The 18,135-nt window shown below is 69.1% G+C and carries 16 protein-coding genes; 11 read left to right on the top strand and 5 right to left on the bottom strand.

The features are described 5' to 3' along the window. Positions 1-60: 60 nt before the first annotated feature. A complete protein-coding gene (locus tag QC180_RS22440) occupies positions 61-762 on the top strand; it encodes a DUF2334 domain-containing protein (protein WP_278264760.1) in 702 nt (233 codons plus the stop codon). 46 nt (positions 763-808) lie between these two features. Here QC180_RS22440 and gad read toward each other — a convergent pair whose 3' ends face one another. Further along, a complete protein-coding gene (gad, locus tag QC180_RS22435; protein ID WP_278264759.1) occupies positions 809-2,185 on the bottom strand; it encodes a glutamate decarboxylase in 1,377 nt (458 codons plus the stop codon). Positions 2,186-2,355: 170 nt separating this feature from the next. Here gad and gadC point away from each other — a divergent pair, with 170 nt between their 5' ends. Genes gadC through QC180_RS22420 form a run of 3 tightly spaced genes read left to right on the top strand, consistent with a single transcriptional unit; the run spans position 2,356 to position 5,568 of the window. Beyond that, positions 2,356-3,780, top strand: a complete 1,425-nt coding sequence (gene gadC / locus QC180_RS22430; RefSeq protein WP_278264758.1) for a glutamate/gamma-aminobutyrate antiporter GadC — start codon at positions 2,356-2,358, stop codon at positions 3,778-3,780. Beyond that, the gene (locus QC180_RS22425; RefSeq protein ID WP_278264757.1) at positions 3,777-4,214 is read left to right on the top strand and encodes a hypothetical protein; all 438 of its coding nucleotides are present in this window, start codon (positions 3,777-3,779) and stop codon (positions 4,212-4,214) included. Before gadC ends, QC180_RS22425 begins: the two co-directional genes overlap by 4 nt. A gap of 10 nt (positions 4,215-4,224) precedes the next feature. Beyond that, the gene (locus tag QC180_RS22420) at positions 4,225-5,568 is read left to right on the top strand and encodes a dipeptidase (RefSeq protein ID WP_278264756.1); all 1,344 of its coding nucleotides are present in this window, start codon (positions 4,225-4,227) and stop codon (positions 5,566-5,568) included. A gap of 3 nt (positions 5,569-5,571) precedes the next feature. Here the strand turns inward: QC180_RS22420 and QC180_RS22415 are convergent, their stop codons facing one another. Next, positions 5,572-6,216 carry an MBL fold metallo-hydrolase gene (locus tag QC180_RS22415; protein ID WP_278264755.1) on the bottom strand — a complete coding sequence of 215 codons (645 nt, stop codon included), beginning with the start codon at positions 6,214-6,216 and terminating at the stop codon, positions 5,572-5,574. 100 nt (positions 6,217-6,316) lie between these two features. Between QC180_RS22415 and purS the strand changes: the two genes are divergently transcribed. Further along, a complete protein-coding gene (gene purS, locus QC180_RS22410) occupies positions 6,317-6,553 on the top strand; it encodes a phosphoribosylformylglycinamidine synthase subunit PurS (protein ID WP_022565847.1) in 237 nt (78 codons plus the stop codon). After that, positions 6,550-7,227 carry a phosphoribosylformylglycinamidine synthase subunit PurQ gene (gene purQ / locus QC180_RS22405; RefSeq protein WP_278264754.1) on the top strand — a complete coding sequence of 226 codons (678 nt, stop codon included), beginning with the start codon at positions 6,550-6,552 and terminating at the stop codon, positions 7,225-7,227. Before purS ends, purQ begins: the two co-directional genes overlap by 4 nt. Positions 7,228-7,397: 170 nt before the next feature. On the opposite strand, the gene QC180_RS22400 is transcribed toward purQ, so the two are convergent. After that, entirely contained in the window at positions 7,398-8,474 is a 1,077-nt protein-coding gene (locus QC180_RS22400) for a substrate-binding domain-containing protein (RefSeq protein WP_278264753.1), read from the bottom strand. A 68-nt stretch (positions 8,475-8,542) separates the two neighbouring features. On the opposite strand from QC180_RS22400, the gene QC180_RS22395 reads away from it, so the two are divergent. Further along, a complete protein-coding gene (locus QC180_RS22395; protein ID WP_278264752.1) occupies positions 8,543-8,965 on the top strand; it encodes a MarR family winged helix-turn-helix transcriptional regulator in 423 nt (140 codons plus the stop codon). A gap of 17 nt (positions 8,966-8,982) precedes the next feature. After that, positions 8,983-10,275, top strand: coding sequence for a M18 family aminopeptidase (locus QC180_RS22390; RefSeq protein ID WP_278264751.1), 1,293 nt, complete (start codon positions 8,983-8,985; stop codon positions 10,273-10,275). Here the strand turns inward: QC180_RS22390 and QC180_RS22385 are convergent, their stop codons facing one another. Beyond that, complete coding sequence (locus QC180_RS22385) at positions 10,276-11,562, bottom strand: glycosyltransferase 87 family protein (protein WP_278264750.1); 1,287 nt, start codon at positions 11,560-11,562, stop codon at positions 10,276-10,278. A gap of 164 nt (positions 11,563-11,726) precedes the next feature. Here QC180_RS22385 and purL point away from each other — a divergent pair, with 164 nt between their 5' ends. Continuing rightward, positions 11,727-14,039, top strand: a complete 2,313-nt coding sequence (gene purL / locus QC180_RS22380; protein ID WP_278264749.1) for a phosphoribosylformylglycinamidine synthase subunit PurL — start codon at positions 11,727-11,729, stop codon at positions 14,037-14,039. Positions 14,040-14,062: 23 nt separating this feature from the next. Then, a complete protein-coding gene (locus tag QC180_RS22375; RefSeq protein WP_278264748.1) occupies positions 14,063-15,859 on the top strand; it encodes an alpha/beta hydrolase in 1,797 nt (598 codons plus the stop codon). Positions 15,860-15,904: 45 nt separating this feature from the next. Here QC180_RS22375 and QC180_RS22370 read toward each other — a convergent pair whose 3' ends face one another. Beyond that, entirely contained in the window at positions 15,905-16,195 is a 291-nt protein-coding gene (locus QC180_RS22370) for a YiaA/YiaB family inner membrane protein (protein ID WP_278264747.1), read from the bottom strand. Between the two features lie 161 nt (positions 16,196-16,356). On the opposite strand from QC180_RS22370, the gene QC180_RS22365 reads away from it, so the two are divergent. Beyond that, positions 16,357-18,063 (top strand): alpha/beta hydrolase, encoded by a 1,707-nt coding sequence (locus tag QC180_RS22365; protein WP_278264746.1) that lies wholly within the window; start codon positions 16,357-16,359, stop codon positions 18,061-18,063. Positions 18,064-18,135 lie beyond the last annotated feature (72 nt).

The raw sequence follows: 18,135 nt of genomic DNA, 5'->3' as shown, positions 1-18,135 counted from the left end.
TTCGTCGGCGCGTCATCGGGGCAGCACGTGGGTGTCATCTCGGGCTGACATCGTCAGGTCATGAACGCTGAGCTGATCGTTTCGGTGTCGGGGATCCGGGATACCACCCGGGATACCGCGATCGAGTTCGCGGCGGAGATGGATCGGCGGGCGGTGCGGTTGTCGCTGCTGGTGGCGCCCCGGTTGAAGGGCAAGTACCGGCTGGTCGACGATCCGGCGACGCAGTCCTGGCTGCGGGGCAGGCGCCACGACGGCGACGCGATCGTGCTGCACGGCTACGACCAGGCGGCCACCAAGTCGCGGCGCGCGGAGTTCGCGAGTCTGCCCCGGCACGAGGCCGGGCTGCGGCTCACGGCGGCGGATCGGGTGATGGAACAGGTGCGGTTGCGCACCCGGCTGTTCGCGGCGCCGCGCTGGGACGCGTCCTCCGGTGCGCTGGACGCGCTGCCGGACGTGGGTTTCCGGCTCGCGCTGGGGCTGTTCGGCATTCTCGATCTGGAACGCGACACCACCCAGCGCGCGCGGGTCTACGGGATCGGTGAGGGTTTCCGGGCCGAGCCGTGGTGGTGCCGGGCGCTGGTGATGGGCGCGGCGCGCACCGCCCGGCGCGGCGGAGTGCTGCGGCTGGCGATCTCGGCCGCGCAGTTGCAGCGGCCGGGTCCGCGCCAGGCGATGCTCGACGCGGTCGACCTGGCGCTGTATCACGGTGCGCGCAGCGAGGTCTACCGCTGGGACCCGTTCCCGGCGGTGCGGGCCGCCTGAGACCGCCACCGCCGCGCGCGCGGGCGATCGAGCGCGGCGGTGGCCTTCACGGCACTTCGGGGGCGGCGTCGTGGGTGAAGCCGCCCGCCTGTGCCTTGGTGAGCGGGGTGCGCCACGGGTTGTCGGCCAGCTGACGCAGGCCGCGGCCGATGTCGGCCAGCAGCAATTCGGCCATGTCGACGGTGAAGCCGTGCCGGAAGACCGCCCGCATGATGGTCTCGTCCTGCCGGTCGGCGGGCAGCGGGTAGGCGGCGATGAGCCAGCCACGGGCGCGCAACCGGTCGGACAGGTCGTAGAGGTTGTAGTCCGCGCCGTCGGTGAGTTTCCAGGCCACTGCCGTGATGCCCCGGTCGGCGTCGGCCGCGTGGATCAACTCGAACGGGCCGAGTTCGGCCAGGCGGCGCGCGAAATGCTGGGCGACGAGGTAGATCGCCGACTGCACGCGGGTGTATCCGGTGCGGCCGAGTCGGATGAAGTCGTAGTACTGCGTGATGACCTGCCCGCCGGGCCGCGAGAAATTCAGATTGAAGGTGGGCATGTTGCCACCCAGATAGTCGACATCGAAGACCAGTTCACGCGGCAGATCCTCGGCTTCCCGCCAGATCGCCCAGCCCACCCCGAGCGGCGCGAGCCCGGTCTTGTGGCCGGAGGCGTTGATGGACTTCACGCGCGGTATCCGGAAGTCCCACACCAGGTCCGGTGCGGTGAACGGGCCGAGGAAACCGCCGCTGGCCGCGTCGACGTGGATCGGGATGTCGGGGCCGCCACCGGCGTGCAGCTGATCCAGGGCCGCGCTGATGGCGGCGACGTCCTCGAACAGGCCGGTGAAGGTCTGGCCGAAGGTGGGGACCACCGCGATGGTGTTGTCGTCGCAGTATTTCGACAGGTCGTCGGGATGCAGGGTGTAATTGTCGGCGCGCAACGGAACCTGGCGTAATTCCACATCGAAATAGCGCGCGAACTTTTCCCAACAGACCTGGACCGGCCCGCTGACCAGATTGGGCATTCCGGTTCCGCCTTCGGCCCGCCAGCGGAATTTCGCGGCGAGCCCGCCCAGAATAGCGGCCTCACTCGAACCCGTGGTGGAGGTGCCCAGCGTGGTGGTCGGATCGGGGGCGTGCCACAGGTCGGCGAGCATGCGCACGCAGCGCTTCTCCAATTCGGCGGTCTGCGGGTATTCGTCCTTGTCGACGATGTTCTTGTCCACCGATTCGGCCATCAGTCGATGTGCCTGATCGTCGATCCAGGTGGTGCAGAAGGTCGCCAGGTTCATGCGCGCGACGCCGTCGAGGATCAATTCGTCGTGCACGATCTCGTAGGCGACGTCGGGGGTGAGTTCCAGGGTGGGGAAATCGCCCTGCGGGGCGGGACGGGTGAAGCCGGGAAGACTGAAAAGGTCATGGCGGTCCGGAGTCTCGGCCACTGTCTGCCTCCAGGGAGAGGGTGCACTGCCGGGTGTTTGCTCTGAGGTGATCGGGTAACGATTTCACAGCATCAGTGCTCGTTTCGAGCTTACCGGCGGGATGCTCGGCGGTTACTATGCATGGGCGAGTTTCCCTTGGGTTGTGCGGTACACAGCAGGAGGCAGCGCTGATGACGGGCACCGCGACGAAAGCCGCGACGACGACGAAATATCTGTCCTGGGTCACCCTGGCGCTGATGACCACGAGTTCGGTGGCCAGCCTCCGCTCGGCGCCCACCATGGCGGTCTACGGCCTCGCCTGTGTATTCCTCTACGTGATTCCCGCGATCCTGTTCCTCATGCCGACCTCGCTGGTCGCCGCGGAATTGGCCTCGGGCTGGGAGGGTGGGGTCTACAAATGGGTCGGGGACGGGCTGAACAAGCCGCTCGGCTTTCTCGCGGTCTGGTGCCAGTTCGCCATGACGATCTTCTACTATCCGAGCCTGCTCGCCTATGTGGCAAGCACTTTCGCCTACATCATCCATCCCTCGCTGGCGTCCAACGGGTTGTATGTGGCGATCGTGATCATCACCGTCTATTGGGCCGGGGTGTATGTGTCCTCGCAGGGCACCAAGACGGTGGCCGGATTGTCGAGTATGGGCCTGGTGATCGGCACGCTCATTCCGGGCACGGTCCTGGTGGTGCTCGGTCTGGTGTTCCTCGCGCAGGGCAATCCGTCCGCGGCGCCGATGGATTCGAGTCATCTGCTGCCCGCGTGGACCGGCCTGGCGAGTCTGGTGCTGATCGTGAACAACTTCCTGTCCTACGCGGGCATGGAGATGAACGCGGTGCACGTCTCCTCGCTGCGCAACCCCGCCAAGGAATTCCCCAAGGCGATGTTCCTGGCGATGGGGCTGGTGCTGGTGATCTTCATCCTGCCCGCGCTGGCGATCAGCTGGGTGGTGCCCTCGGCGAGCCTGAGTCTCACCGCGGGCGTGATGCAGGCCTTCGACGGCTTCTTCAGCCACTTCGGCATCGGTTTCCTCACCCCGATCGTCGGCATCGCGCTGGTGGCGGCGGCGCTGGGCGGCATGCTCACCTGGCTGGCCGGACCGTCCAAGGGGCTGCTGCTGATCGGCCGCAGCGAGGGCTATCTGCCGCCGATCCTGACCAAGCTGAACAAGCACGGCGTGCAGCAGAACATGCTGGTAGCGCAGGGTGTGTTCACGACATTCATCGCGCTGCTCTACGCGTTCATCCCCAATGTCTCCAGCGCGTACTGGATTCTGTCGGTGATCACCACGCAGGTGTATCTGATCATGTACGTGCTGATGTTCGCCGCGGCCGCCAAACTGCGCCGCGACGACCCCGACCATCCACGCGGCTACCGGGCGCCGATGCTGTTCGCGCTGTGTGGGCTCGGCGCGGTGTCCTCGATCGCGGCCTTCGCCATCGGCTTCGTGCCGCCCTCGCAGTTCGGCGCGGGCAGTCCGTGGATCTATGTGCTGATCGTCGGCGGTGGCATGGGCATCGTCGGCCTGCTCATCCCGTACCTGTTCTACCGAAACCGCAGCGAGAGCTGGAAACGCGCCGTCCCGGAAGGGGAGAAGGCATGACCACCGGAGACGCCCCCGACCACAAGCGCCGCTGGATCTATATCACCGCCGGTGCGCTGCTCGTGGTGTTCGCGCTGATCGGCCTGCTCACCTTCCGCGGCATCCGGGAGAGCACCCAGGCCACCGCCAAAGCCGAACAGCTGCACAACAATCTGGTGGCGGCGGGTCTGCCCGCTCCGGAGACGCGAGTGATCGCGGACGCGCTCGGTGAGGACGGCGGCTCGGTCTGCCAGGACCCGAGTTCGCCGCTGATCAAGGCGAAATACCAGGCCTCGATCACCAACGGCGCGGCGGGCCCGGGGCAGCGTCCGGTGATCGGTCCCAACGACACCGCTCAGGCCGTCGCGCTCACCATCGCCGTCTACTGCCCGGATCGCCTGCCGGACTACCTTTCTCATCTGGACACCCTGAAACTGGACGACACCACCAAGTGAGGCGTGATCGATGACCACCGACGCAGAGCTGCGCAGCAAGATATCCGGGCTGATGGCCCAGGCGAAAGACGATCTCGCCCAGCTGGTTTCGTTCAAGTCCGTCGCCGATCCGCGCCAGTTCCCGGCGGAGGGCTGCGAGCGGACGGCCCAGTGGGTGGCCGACGCGTTCGAGGCGGCGGGCCTCACCGACATCGGTCTGCACGAGACGCCCGACGGCAGCAAGGCCGTGATCGGGCACCGGCCGGGCCCGGCGGGCACCCCGACGGTGCTGCTGTACTGCCACTACGACGTGCAACCGCCGCTCGGTGACGACGCCTGGCACACCCCGGTCTGGACGCTGACGGAGAAGGACGGCCGCTGGTACGGCCGCGGCGCGGCCGACTGCAAGGGCAATATCGTCACCCATCTGACGGCCCTGCGCGCCATCGGCCCCGACTTCCCGATCGGCGTCAAGGTGGTGGCCGAGGGGTCCGAGGAGCAGGGGACCGGCGGGCTGGAGAAGTTCGTCGTCGCCAATCCCGAGCTGCTCGCCGCCGACGCCATCCTGGTCGCCGACTGCGGCAATTTCGCAGTGGGGGTGCCGACGTTCACCCAGACCCTGCGCGGCAATGTCAATGTCGTCATCACCGTGAAAACCCTGGCGGGGCCGATGCATTCGGGCATGTTCGGCGGTCCCGCGCCGGACGCGCTGGCCGCGATGATCCGGCTGCTGTCCTCGCTGCGCGACGAACACGGCAACACCACCATCGACGGGCTCACCAACGATCAGCGGTGGACCGGCGCGCAGTACCCGGAGGCCGATTTCCGTTCCGACGCGGGCGTTCTCGACGGTGTGGACCTGCTGGGCAGCGGCTCGGTCTCGGAGATGGTGTGGGCTCGGCCCGCGCTGACCGTGCTGGGCATGGACGTGCCCGCCGTCGTCGGGTCCTCGGCGGCCATCCAGCCGAGCACGCGGGCCCGGCTGAACCTGCGCATCCCGCCCGGCACCGAACCCCGCCACGCCTACGACCTGCTGGAAAAGCACCTGCGCGCGCATCTGCCGTGGAACGCCCAGCTCGACATCGAACTCGAGGCGCTCGGGGAGCCGTTCGTCGCCGCGGAACAGGGCCCCGCCCGCGCCGCGCTGGAACAGGCGATGGCCACCGCCTACGGTCGCGCGGTCACCACCGAGGGGCAGGGCGGCTCGATCCCGCTGTGCAATGTCTTCGCCGACACCTATCCGAAGGCCGAGATCATGCTGATCGGTGTGGAAGAGCCCAGGTGCCTGATCCACGCGCCCAACGAGAGCGTCGACCCGAGCGAGATCGAGCACATGGCCCTGGCCGAGGCCCTGTTCCTGAGCACCTATCGCTGAGGCTCAGAACTGGGCCTGGTCCTCCGGGGCGATGGCGCGGAACTCGGTGCCCGCCGGGGCCATCTCGCTGAGTCGGCCGAAGTAGATGCCGTGGGCGCTCTGGTCGATGATGCCGTGATGGATGGGGACGGCGGTACGGGGATTCACCGCGCGCAGGTAGTCGACGGTGTCCCAGATCCGCATCCACGGGGCGACGGCCGGGATGGCGAGCACGCCGACCGGCACCGGCGGCACCCACAGCGAATCGCCGGGGTGCACGAGCTGGGCCGGGTCGGCGGCGGTGCCGAGCTGGAAGACGGTGTTGTCGATCACGGGGATGTCGGGGTGGATCACCGCGTGACGTCCGCCACCGCCGGTGATCTGCAGCTCGCCGAACTCGAGCACCTGGCCCGCCGAGACCGGCTCCCAGCCCTCGCCGCGCTGCTGGGCGGTCTGCGGGTCCGAGAGCAGGCGGGCGGTGGGGTTGGCCTCGATCAGGGCTTCGATGCGGTGCGGGTCGATGTGGTCGGGATGCTGGTGGGTCACCGCGATCGCGTCCAGTCCGGTGATGCCCTCGAAACCGTGCGCGAAGGTGCCGGGATCGAACAGCACTTTCACACCGTGCAGTTCCACGAGGATGCAGGAATGACCGAAGTGGGCGATGCGCATACAGCCGATGCTAAGCCGCCCAGACCCCGGAACGCGGGCACGACGGCCGGGTCAACTAGGATTTCTGGAGTAAACCCCCACACCACATGAGGAGCAACGCGTGGCACGAGTCGTGGTCGAGGTCATGCCGAAGGCCGAGATCCTGGACCCCCAGGGACAGGCCGTGGTCGGCGCGCTCCCGCGTCTGGGATTCGCCGGAATCTCGGATGTGCGGCAGGGCAAGCGATTCGAGCTCGAGGTGGACGAGAGTGTCTCCGACGCCGAGCTCGAGCAGATCGCCGAGGCGCTGCTGGCCAACACGGTGATCGAGGACTGGAAGGTCGTTCGGGTCTCGTGAGCGCGCGTATCGGCGTCATTACCTTTCCTGGCACGCTCGACGATGTCGACGCGGCCCGCGCGGTGCGCCTGGCCGGTGGCGAGGCGGTGAGCCTGTGGCACGCCGACGCCGACATCAAGGGTGTCGACGCGGTGATCGTGCCCGGCGGCTTCTCCTACGGCGACTACCTGCGCTGCGGCGCCATCGCCCGGTTCGCGCCGGTGATGGGCGAGGTCGTGCGCGCGGCCGGTCAGGGCCTGCCGGTGCTGGGCATCTGCAACGGCTTCCAGGTGCTGTGCGAGGCCGGGCTGCTGCCGGGCGCGCTCACCCGCAACGAGGGCCTGCACTTCATCTGCCGCGACGAGTGGCTGCAGGTCGAGGCGAACAACACCGCCTGGACCTCGCGCTACGAGCAGGGCGCGCAGATCCTCATCCCGCTGAAGTCGGGCGAGGGTCGCTACCAGGCCTCGCAGGCCGTGCTCGACGAGCTCGAGGGCGAGGGTCGCGTGGTGTTCCGCTACGCGGGCGAGAACCCGAACGGTTCGCAGCGCGGGATCGCGGGCATCTCCTCGGCCAACGGCCGGGTCGTCGGCCTGATGCCGCACCCCGAGCACGCCACCGAGGCCCTCACCGGTCCGAGTGACGACGGCCTGGGGATGTTCTACTCGGTCCTGGATTCCCTGATCAACGCTTGAGCTGTGTTTTTTGGAGCGCTGGCGCGCTCGAGGTCGCGGCCCCTTGGGTCCCGCCGGTCAGGCGCCGTTGCTTGCTCCTTCGTCGCGTACGCAACGGCGCCTGACCGGCGGGACGGCCGCGACGGCCGCTTCGCGGCCTGCCCCTCCTCGAGGTCGGGGCGGGGTGGTGGTCATGGCAGTCTGTCGATGATGTCGAAGTCGACACCGTCGGCCTTGGCGAGGTATGCGGGGCCGACAGCCTGATTGCCCGTGAAGCCGTGCCGGGTGGTCGGGCCGTCGAGGGTGATGCCGTCGGCCAACCGGGACCGCAGGGTGTCCACATCCAGGGTGCCGACCGTGTCGGCGAGGGCGCCGAGCAGGTGCACCGCTTCGTAGGCGGAATTGCTGAAGGTGGTCAGGGCGGGGGCGAAGGAGCCCTGGTGCCTGCGGTAGCGGGCGCGGCGGTCGCGGCCGTGGGCGGAGTGGTCGTCGAGGAAGAAGCCCGAGGCCACGTAGAGGTTGTCATTGGCCTTCGGGCCCGCGCTGAGCAGCACGTTCTCGTCCACGGCGGGGCTCAGGCGCGGCATCACGGCGGGCAGGCCGGTGGCGGTGAACTGCCGGTTGAAGCGGGCCGTGTCGGCGCCGACCATCAGGACCAGGACCGCGTCGGCGAACAGCAGCGCCGGTTCGTCGAGGAAGGCGTGGAAATCGGTGGTGCCCAGGGGCACGTAGCGCTCGAGCACGATGTCGGCGGGGGAGGGCAGGGCGCGGCGCAGCGCGTGCGCGGTCTGGCGGGGCCAGATGTAGTCGTTGCCGATCACCGCCCAGCGCCGCACCCCGAGTTCCCTGGCCATCCAGGCGGCGGCGGGCACGGTCTGATGATCGGGATGCTCGCCCACCAGCAGCACGCCGGGGCGTTCGTCGGGCAGGCCCTCGTGATCGGTCGCGTAGAGGTAGGGCACCCGCCCGGCCGTGGCCTGGGCGACCGCGCGGCGCACGGCCGAGGTGTGCCAGCCGGTGATCGCGCCGACCATCCCGGTGGCCAGGAACGCCTCCACCTCGGTGGCGACCTCGTAGGGCGGGCGGCCGCCGTCGATGGTGGTGAGCCGGATCTCCCGGCCGAGAATGCCCGCGCCGCTGTTGATCTCGTCGACCGCGAGGGAGATCGCGGCGGTACACGAGGGGGCGATGATGCCACCCGGCCCCTGAGTCGGAACGATCGAGAGTATCTCGATCGTCTCCTCCCGGCTCTCGTGGAACGTGGGCATTCGGTACTCTATCCACTGGTGCGAACGGCGTCGTTCGACGGATATTTCGGCAGGTGGGAAAGCATTCGGTGTCCATCATAAGTGGGTATTCCACATTGCATGCCGCGCTGCGTCGCGCCGAGCGGAACTGGGTGCGGCGGCTGGAATCCGCGCTCACCGCCGACAATCTCTCGGCCGACCACTGGGCGATCCTGTCGCAGCTGTCCACCGACGAGGGCATCACCATGTCGGAACTGGCCACCCAGGCGCGCCTGGCGCCGTCCTCGGCGACCCGGCACGCCGACAACCTCGCCGAACGCGGGCTCATCTTCCGCGTCGCCGCCACCGACGACCGCAGGCGCATCCTCATCGGCCTGAGCAGCCTCGGCGCCAAACTGGTCGCCAAGATCCGGGCCGAGGAACAGGCCGCCGAAGAGGAACTGCGCGCCCGCCTCGGTGCCCGCCGCTACGGCGATCTGGTCACCGCGCTCGGGGTCATCGCCGAGCGTTAGCCCCTAGTATCGGGCGCATGCCTGTATCTCTGACAGCGGCCACTGCCAGCGGACTGTGTGCCTTCATCGATGCCTCGCCCTCGCCGTTCCACGTGTGCGCGACGGTGGCCGCCGAGCTGGACGCGAACGGCTTCACGCCGCTGCCGGAGGCCCAGCCCTGGGAATCGGCGGGCGGCAAACACTATGTGGTGCGCGGGGGTTCGCTGATCGCCTGGGCCGATTTCGACGCCGCGCCCACCGACCCGTTCCGGGTGGTCGGCGCGCACACCGACAGCCCGAATCTGCGGGTCAAGCAGCATCCGGACCTGGCGTCGGCGGGCTGGCAGCTGGTCGGGCTCGAGCCCTACGGCGGGGCCTGGCTGAACTCGTGGCTCGATCGCGAACTCGGCATCTCGGGACGACTGAGCGTGCGCGAGGGTGACCGGATGCGCGATCTGCTGGTGCGCATCGACGAGCCCATCCTGCGGGTGCCGCAGCTGGCCATCCACCTGTCCGAGGACCGGCGCGGGGTCACCCTGGACCCGCAGCGCCACGTCAACGCCATCTGGGGGATCGGCGAGGCGAACACCGCCTTCCTCGACTTCGTCGCCGAGCGGGCCGGGGTGGCCGGTGCCGATGTGCTCGGCTGGGAACTGATGACCCACGATCTGGCGCCCAGCACCCTGGTCGGCCGCGAGCACGACCTGGTCAGCGCGCCCCGGCTGGACAACCAGGGCACCTGCTACGCCGGATTGCAGGCGTTCCTCGCCGCCGTCGACGAACCGGGCGGCGCCACTGCGGTGCTGGTGATGTTCGACCACGAGGAGGTCGGCAGCCAGTCCGATCGGGGCGCCCAGTCGGATCTGCTGCCCGCGGTGCTGGAACGGATCGTGCTCTCCCGCGGTGGTGGCCGCGCGGATTACCTCGCCGCCCTGGCCGGTTCGATCGTGGCCTCCGGTGACATGGCGCACGCCACCCACCCCAACTACCCGGAGCGGCACGAGCCCGCGCACCGTATCGAGGTCGGCGGCGGGCCGGTGCTCAAGGTCAACCAGAACCTGCGCTATGCCACCGACGCGGCGGGCGCGGGTGCGTTCGCGCTGGCCTGCGCGCAGGCCGGGGTGCCGTTGCAGCGGTATGTGCACCGGGCGGATCTGCCGTGCGGGTCGACCATCGGCCCGATGACGGCGGCGCGCACGGGCATCTCCACCGTCGACATCGGCGCCCCCCAGCTCGCCATGCACTCCTGCCGCGAACTCATGGCCGCCGCCGACGTGCCCGCCTACGCCGCCGCGCTGGCAGCCTTCCTGACCCCGGTCGAACTGGACTGATCAGGCGACGGCGGGCTTGGCCGGTCGGTAGGTGCACACCGCGTAGACGATCACCGCGAAGGTGGCCCACACATAGCTGCTGCCGATGATCTGCTGCCACCAGCTCCAGGCCAGTTCCTTGTCCTCGGAATGCGGTAGCACCCACTGCGGGCCGACGATGAACATCAGCGTGAACAGGGCGACCACGGCGGTGAAGCCGCGCGAACGGCGGCGGGTGGCCTGATCCACCGCCACGACCAGCGCGGGCGCCGCCCACACCCAGTGGTGCGACCACGACACCGGCGAGACCAGCAGGATCGCGGCCGCGTTCACCAGCAGCGCCGACACCTCCGAGCCCGCCTCGATGAGCCGCACCATCCAGATCGCGGCCAGGCCGACGGTCAGCACCGACAGCGCGATCCACAGCCCGGTGGTCACCGTCTCGTCGAGGCCGAGCCGGAACAGCGTGCCCTTGATCGACTGGTTGCCCGCGAAGTACGGGGTGCCGATGCGGCCGGTGTCGGTGACGGTGTGGAACCAGTACTGCACCGAGTCGTTGGGGAACAGCAGGAACCCGATGCCCACCGCGCCCGCCGCCGAGACCACCAGGGTGGCCGCGGCCTTCCAGTCGCGGCGCAGCAGGAAGTAGAGCAGGTATCCGGCGGGGATGAGCTTGATCGACACGGCGACGCCGATGAGCATGCCGCGCGGCCAGAACGGCTTGCGGATCAGCGCGTCGACGGCGACCACGGCCATCAGCACCAGGTTGATCTGACCGAAGTTGAAGGTCTGACGCACCGGTTCGAGGAACTGCGCCAGCCCGAGACCGGCGATCACCACGGTCAGCACCGAGATCCGGTCGAGTTCGGGACGCACCCGCACCAGCGCCAGCCACAGCGCGATGCCCAGGCTCACCAGCGAGGTCACCAGCACCACGATCTCGGCCACCACCAGCGGCATCAACGCCAGCGGCACGAAGAACATGGCCGCCAGCGGCGGGTAGGTGAAGGGCAGGCCGAGGCCGTAGACCGGGGGCATCGGGCCGTAGAGATCGCCGCCGTCGAGCCACACGCGCGCGCCGTTGCGGTAGACCTGCAGATCGATGAAGCCGTGCCACCAGTGCGCCAGCAGCGCGACGGCCGCGGAGAAGACGAAAAGCCCCACGGCCGCGGCCAGCCAGCGACGCTGACGGTCCGGATCCAGCGGCTCGGGCGGACGGTCCTGACCGGAAGAAGTGGCGCTCGATTCCGCCCCGCGCGCGGGAACAGGCGGCTCGACCTGCTCGGCAACCCCCGGACTTTCGTTCACGGCGTCAGACTAACGGGTCAGCGCCTGGTCGAAGCGCGGGTGTGATCAGCTCGAATCCGTCGGGCCCTTCGGCAGCGGCAGGTACGGGGCGGCGCGGGAGCCCGGCCGGGGCCGATTAGACTCTGCAGGTAAGTTCCCCCCGGCCGAAAGGACCCTGGTCTCCCGTGACACTGCAGGTCGACACCGTCGCCACCGCCGCAGCCACCCCGGATGCTCCGCAGCCGTACAAGGAACTCGGTCTCAAAGACGACGAGTACGCCCGCATCAAGGAGATTCTGGGCCGTCGGCCCACCGACGCCGAACTGGCGATGTACTCGGTGATGTGGAGCGAGCACTGCTCGTACAAGTCGTCCAAGGTTCATCTGCGCTACTTCGGCCAGACGACCACCGACGAGATGAAAGCCTCCATGCTGGCCGGGATCGGCGAGAACGCCGGTGTGGTCGACATCGGTGACGGCTGGGCCGTCACGTTCAAGGTCGAGAGCCACAACCACCCGTCCTACGTCGAGCCGTACCAGGGCGCGGCCACCGGCGTCGGCGGCATCGTGCGCGACATCATGGCGATGGGCGCGCGCCCGATCGCGGTGATGGACCAGCTGCGCTTCGGCGCGGCCGACGCGGCCGACACCCGGCGCGTGGTCGACGGCGTGGTCCGCGGTGTGGGCGGCTACGGCAACTCCCTCGGCCTGCCGAATGTCGGCGGCGAGACCGTCTTCGACGCCTCCTACCAGGGCAACCCGCTCGTGAACGCGCTGTGCGCGGGCGCGATGCGCGTGGAAGACCTGCACCTGGCCTTCGCCTCCGGCGCGGGCAACAAGATCATCCTGTTCGGCGCGCGCACCGGCCTCGACGGCATCGGTGGCGTGTCGGTGCTCGCCTCGGACACCTTCTCCGGCGAGGACAATCACACTGCGCCTGGTGGCGGCGGCACCGGCCGCAAGAAGCTGCCCGCCGTGCAGGTCGGTGACCCGTTCACCGAGAAGGTGCTCATCGAGTGCTGCCTGGACCTGTACAAGGCCGGACTGGTCGTCGGCATCCAGGACCTCGGCGGTGCCGGACTGTCCTGCGCCACGTCCGAACTGGCCGCGGCCGGAGACGGCGGCATGCACATCGACCTGACCAAGGTCCCGCTGCGCGCCAAGCACATGACCCCCGCCGAGATCCTGTCGAGCGAATCGCAGGAACGCATGTGCGCGGTGGTCACCCCCGAGAACGTGGACGCCTTCATGGCTGTCTGCAAGCGCCACGACGTGCTGGCCACCGTCATCGGTGAGGTCACCGACGGCGACCACCTCGTCATCTCCTGGCACGGTGAGACCGTGGTGGACGTGCCGCCGCGCACCGTCGCCCACGAGGGCCCGGTCTACGAGCGCCCGGTCCAGCGTCCCGACACCCAGGACGCGCTGATCGCCGACACCACCGCCGACCTCACCCGGCCCGAGACGGCCGACGAGCTGCGCGAAACCCTGCTGACGATGATCGCCAGCCCGCAGCTGTGCAGCCGCAAGTGGATCACCGAGCAGTACGACCGCTACGTGCGTGGCAACACCGTGCTGGCCGAGCACGCCGACGCCGGTGTCGTGCGCATCGACGAGGAGTCCGGCCGCGGCATCGCCCTGGCCACCGACGCCTCGGGCCGCTACACCAAGCTCGACCCCTACACCGGCGCGCAGCTGGCGCTGGCCGAGGCCTTCCGCAATGTCGCCACCACCGGCGCCACCCCGAAGGCCGTCACCAACTGCCTGAACTTCGGTTCGCCGGAGGACCCGGGCGTGATGTGGCAGTTCCAGCAGGCCGTGCGCGGTCTGGCGGACGGCTGTGCGGCGCTGGGCATTCCGGTGACCGGCGGCAACGTCAGCTTCTACAACCAGACCGGCAAGGACGCCATCCTGCCCACCCCGGTGGTCGGCGTGCTCGGTGTGATCGACGACGTCCACCGTCGCATCCCCACCGGCCTCGGCCTCGAACCGGGTGAGTCGCTGATCCTGCTCGGCGAGACCCACGACGAGCTCGACGGCTCGATCTGGTCGCAGGTCGTGCACGATCACCTCGGTGGCGTGCCGCCCAAGGTCGACTTCGCCCGCGAGCAGCTGCTCTCGGAGGTGCTCACATCGGGTTCGCGCGACGGCATGATCTCCGCCGCGCACGACCTGTCCGAGGGTGGTCTCGCGCAGACCGTCGTCGAGGCCGCACTGGCGGGCGAGACCGGTTGCCGCATCGTGCTTCCCGAGGGCACCGACCCGTTCGTGCAGCTGTTCTCCGAGTCGGCCGGGCGCGTGCTCGTCGCGGTGCCGCGCTCGGAGGAGACCCGGTTCACCAAGATGTGCGACGCGCGGCAGCTGCCGTGGGTGCGCATCGGCGTGGTGGACCAGGGCTCGGATTCGGTCGAGGTGCAGGGCCAGTTCTCGGTGACACTCGCCGAATTGCGCGAGGCGTTCGAGGGCACGCTGCCTAAGCTGTTCGGAGCGCACACGTAAGTCGAAGAGCTGAGGAGCCGAGCTTGACCATCGATGATGCGAGCTCGGCTCCCGCTCCGGCGGCCGTCGCACCCGCCCCGACGCGACCTGAGTCCGGCAAGCTGCGCGTGATCCACCTGGTGGAGCGGTTCTTCCATCCGAACTACACCGGCCTGGTCGTGGCCACCATGTTCTACGGCTGGTCGATGACGCCCTCGCTGCTGCCGCGCGGCTGGTTCTTCCAGGGCCTGGTCAGCGGCATCAACGCCACCATCGGCTACGGCCTCGGCTGCGCGCTGGCCTGGGCCTGGCGCCGCTGGGTGCAACCCCGAATCCCCTGGCCCGACAACGCCAGGGCGGCCTGGGCGAAACGGCCGAGCTGGACCGGGCTCGCGGTGAAGACCGCGATCGTGCTCGTCTGCCTGGTGTTCGCGATCCTGATCACGCTGCAATCGGCGCGCTGGCAACGCGAGATCACCGATCTCATGGGCATGGAACCGGTCTCGGAATCGCTGGCCGGTTACCTGCGCACCACGCTGCTGGGCGCGGTGGTGGTCGGACTCTTGATCTGGATCTCGCGCGGTGTCGTGCGCCTGGTCCGCGCGGTGAGCCGCGGGCTCAACCAGTGGGTGCGCATCCCCGCCTCCTTCGCCCGCCCGCTCGGCATCCTCATCGTCGGCGTCGCCGCGGTGCTGCTGTTCAACGGCGTGCTGGCCAAAGCCTTTTTCACCGTGGCCAATTCGGCGTTCGGCGCCCGCAACAGCCACACCTCCGCGCACGCGATCCAGCCGACCCTGCCCGAACGTTCCGGCAGCCCCGCCTCGCTCGCGGCCTGGGACACCCTCGGTTCGGAGGGCCGCTGGTTCGTGGCCAACGCGCCGACTCCGCTGGCCATCGAGCAGATCACCGGAAAGCCCGCCCGCGAACCGATCCGGGTGTACACGGGCCTGGAATCGGCCGACGGCTTCGAGGCGCAGACCGATCTCGCCGTCGCCGAACTCGACCGGACCAAGGCTTTCGAGCGCGAAGTGCTGGTCGTCATCAGCACCACCGGGACCGGCTGGGTCGACACGACCAGTGCCGAGGCCGTGGAGCTGATGTTCAACGGCGACACCGCGCTGGTGGCCACCCAGTACTCGTATCTGCCCAGCGCGCTGTCGTTCCTGTCCGACCGCGACAAGTCGATGACGATGGGCCGCCTGCTCTTCGACAAGGTCTACGAGCGCTGGTCGGCGCTGCCCGAGGACAACCGGCCGAAACTGCTCGTCTACGGCGAGAGCCTGGGTTCGCAGGGCTCGGAGGGCGCCTTCTCCGGCCTGGCCGATATCCGCAACCGGACCGACGGCGTGCTCTGGGTGGGCCCGCCCAACTCCAACCGTCTGTGGTCGGAGTTCGTGCGGCGCCGCGATCCCGGCACCGAGGAGATCACCCCGACCTTTGCCGACGGCCTGTCGGTGCGTTTCGCCGCGAGTGCCGATCAGCTCGGGAAACCCTCGCCCAACTGGACCGATCCGCGCATCGTCTATCTCCAGCACGCCTCCGATCCGGTGGTGTGGTGGTCACCGGATCTGCTGTTCGGCCAGCCCGATTGGCTGCGCGAGAAGCGCGGACCCGATGTGTCGCCGTCGATGTCGTGGTATCCGATCGTCACGTTCTGGCAGGTCGCGGCGGATCTGCCACGCGCGCAGACGGTTTCGGATGGGCACGGCCACAACTACGGCAACCTCGTGCCGGACGCGTGGGCCGCGGTGGCCCAACCTCCGGACTACACACCGGAATTGGCGGAGCGGATCAAGACGTACCTGATCGAATCGATGGTCACCGAGCGTCAGCTCAAGTGAGATCGGACGGCCCCGAACCCCTCGATCGGGGCCGCCCGAACTCCCTCACGACACCGACTTGAACGGATTGTGTTCGGCGATCAGCTGTTCCAGCCGGGCCTCGTCGATCCGTCCGATCAGCGACTGGGTCTCCTGCTGGTCGCGCACGACCTTGGCGAGGGTGAAGCAGCTGGTCACCAGGAACAGGCCCGACATGGCCAGGAAGGCGCGCTGCCAGCCGTCCAGCGGCAGGTAGGCGATCCCGGCGCCGGTCCCGAACAGGCTGACGGCGAACGCGATCGCGGCCTGCGCCATGTAGGCCGTGGTGTTCTTCGGCTTGGCATTCGGTGTGCTCATGGGAACAAGTGTGCTGAGCAGGGGGTTCGCGCGGACGGGGGAAACTACTCGAGTGTGATGGGTAGTTGCCGCCGACAGTGACCGACCCGCCACTCACAACGGCCCGCTGTGTCCGACCGGCCAGCCATACTGTGGGAGTGTCTGCGGCAGGCTCGACCCTCGTGACGTTGCGTGCGCGCGGCGCCGCGTTGCTGCGCCGTGCCGAGGACGTCATCGACCTCAACTACCCGGGCCTGGTACTGGCCACGCTGTTCTTCGCCCTGTCGGTGACCCCCTCGCTGGTGCCGCGTGACTGGCTGTTCCAGGGCCTGATCAGCGGAATCAACGCCGCCATCGGCTACGGGCTCGGCTGCGTGCTGGAGTGGATCTTCCGGCGCTGGGTGCGGGCGCGCATCCCGATCCCCAGCCCCTCGGACCGGCTGCGCTACGGCATCAAGGCGACGGTGCTGGTCGTGTGCGTGCTGGTCGCGGGGCTGATGCTGATCCAGTCGGCGCGCTGGCAGCGCGAGATCACCTCGCTGATGGGAATGGCCGGGACCACCACGCCCGCCTACCTGCGCACCGGGCTGCTCAGCGTGGCGGTCGGTGTCGCGGTGGTGGCCGCCTACCGCACGGTGCGCACGCTGGTGCTGGTGCTGGCGCGTCAGCTCAACCGCTGGGTGAAGGTGCCCCGCGAGCTCGCGCCCGCCGCCGGGGCGCTGGTGCTGGTGGTGTTCGCGACGACCCTGTTCAACGGCGTGGCCTCGCGGGCGTTCTTCGCCGCCGCCAACTCCGCGTTCAGCGTGCGCAACGATCGGGTGACCCCGTACGCGGTGCAGCCGATGAGTCCCGAACGCTCGGGCAGCCCGGCCTCGCTGGCCGCCTGGCAGACCCTCGGGTACGAGGGCCGGTGGTTCGTGTCCAACGGTCCCAGCGCCGCCGATATCGCCGAAGTGACGGGAAAGCCCGCGCGCGAACCGATTCGGGCCTACGTGGGCCTGGAATCCACGCACGAGGACCAGACCGCCGCGCAACTGGCCGTCGCGGAACTCGACCGGACCAAGGCGTTCGAGCGCGAGGCCATGGTGGTGGTGACCACCACGGGCACCGGCTGGGTCAACGGGATGGCGGCGGGCGCGATCGAATACCTCTACGGCGGCGACACCGCCATCGTGGCCACCCAGTACTCCTATCTGCCGAGTGTGCTGTCGTTCCTGTCCGACCGTGAGAAGGCCGCCGCGGCGAGCCGGGAACTGTTCGACGCGGTGTATCAGCGCTGGCTGGCCCAACCGGAGGGGCAGCGGCCGAAACTGTTCGTCTACGGGGAGAGTCTGGGATCGCAGGGGTCGGAGGAGGCGTTCGACGGGCTGGGTGATCTGCGTGAAAAGGTCGACGGGGCGTTGTGGGTGGGGCCGCCGAACTCCAACCGGCTGTGGAAACAGTTCGTCGACCGGCGCGATCCGGGATCACCGCAGGTGGAGCCCGTCTACGCCGACGGCCTGGTGGTCCGCTTCGCCGACGATGCCACCGACCTCGGCCCGCCCGAGACCTGGCGCGCGCCCCGCATCGCCTACCTCCAACACCCCTCCGACCCCATCGTGTGGTGGTCGGCCGACCTCATCTTCACCCAGCCGGACTGGCTGAGCGAACCACGCGGAACCGACGTGTCGACGCAGATGCGCTGGGCGCCGTTCGTGACGTTCTGGCAGGTCACGGCCGATCTCACCAATGCCCAGGGTGTTGTGGACGGGCACGGGCATCGGTACGGGACCTTGGTGCTGGACGGGTGGCTGGCGGTGGCGGCGCCGCCGGGGGTGAGCGCGGTGGAGGTCGACCGGATCAGGGCGGCGCTGGAAGCGGCGGAGGTCTACGAGCGGGAGGTCAAGTGAGGGGCGCGACCGTGCGGGACCTCCGGTTCCCGGAGCGGACACGCGGCGCGCCGGGGCGTGCCCTCGATCGTG

It is taken from the genome of Nocardia anocheti, assembly GCF_029675105.1.
In the GTDB taxonomy this organism is placed as follows: Bacteria; Actinomycetota; Actinomycetes; order Mycobacteriales; family Mycobacteriaceae; genus Nocardia.
Note: the sequence above shows the minus strand (reverse complement) of the source record. Positions and strands in the feature narration are given on the sequence as shown.

Bases quoted from the DNA above. Each gene is read 5' to 3' on its own strand.
- QC180_RS22415 (WP_278264755.1), bottom strand. From the start codon at position 6,216: ATGCGCATCGCCCACTTCGGTCATTCCTGCATCCTCGTGGAACTGCAC.
- QC180_RS22420 (WP_278264756.1), top strand. From the start codon at position 4,225: ATGACCACCGACGCAGAGCTGCGCAGCAAGATATCCGGGCTGATGGCC.
- QC180_RS22425 (WP_278264757.1), top strand. From the start codon at position 3,777: ATGACCACCGGAGACGCCCCCGACCACAAGCGCCGCTGGATCTATATC.
- QC180_RS22370 (WP_278264747.1), bottom strand. From the start codon at position 16,195: ATGAGCACACCGAATGCCAAGCCGAAGAACACCACGGCCTACATGGCG.
- gadC (WP_278264758.1), top strand. From the start codon at position 2,356: ATGACGGGCACCGCGACGAAAGCCGCGACGACGACGAAATATCTGTCC.
- QC180_RS22440 (WP_278264760.1), top strand. From the start codon at position 61: ATGAACGCTGAGCTGATCGTTTCGGTGTCGGGGATCCGGGATACCACC.
- QC180_RS22390 (WP_278264751.1), top strand. From the start codon at position 8,983: ATGCCTGTATCTCTGACAGCGGCCACTGCCAGCGGACTGTGTGCCTTC.
- QC180_RS22400 (WP_278264753.1), bottom strand. From the start codon at position 8,474: ATGCCCACGTTCCACGAGAGCCGGGAGGAGACGATCGAGATACTCTCG.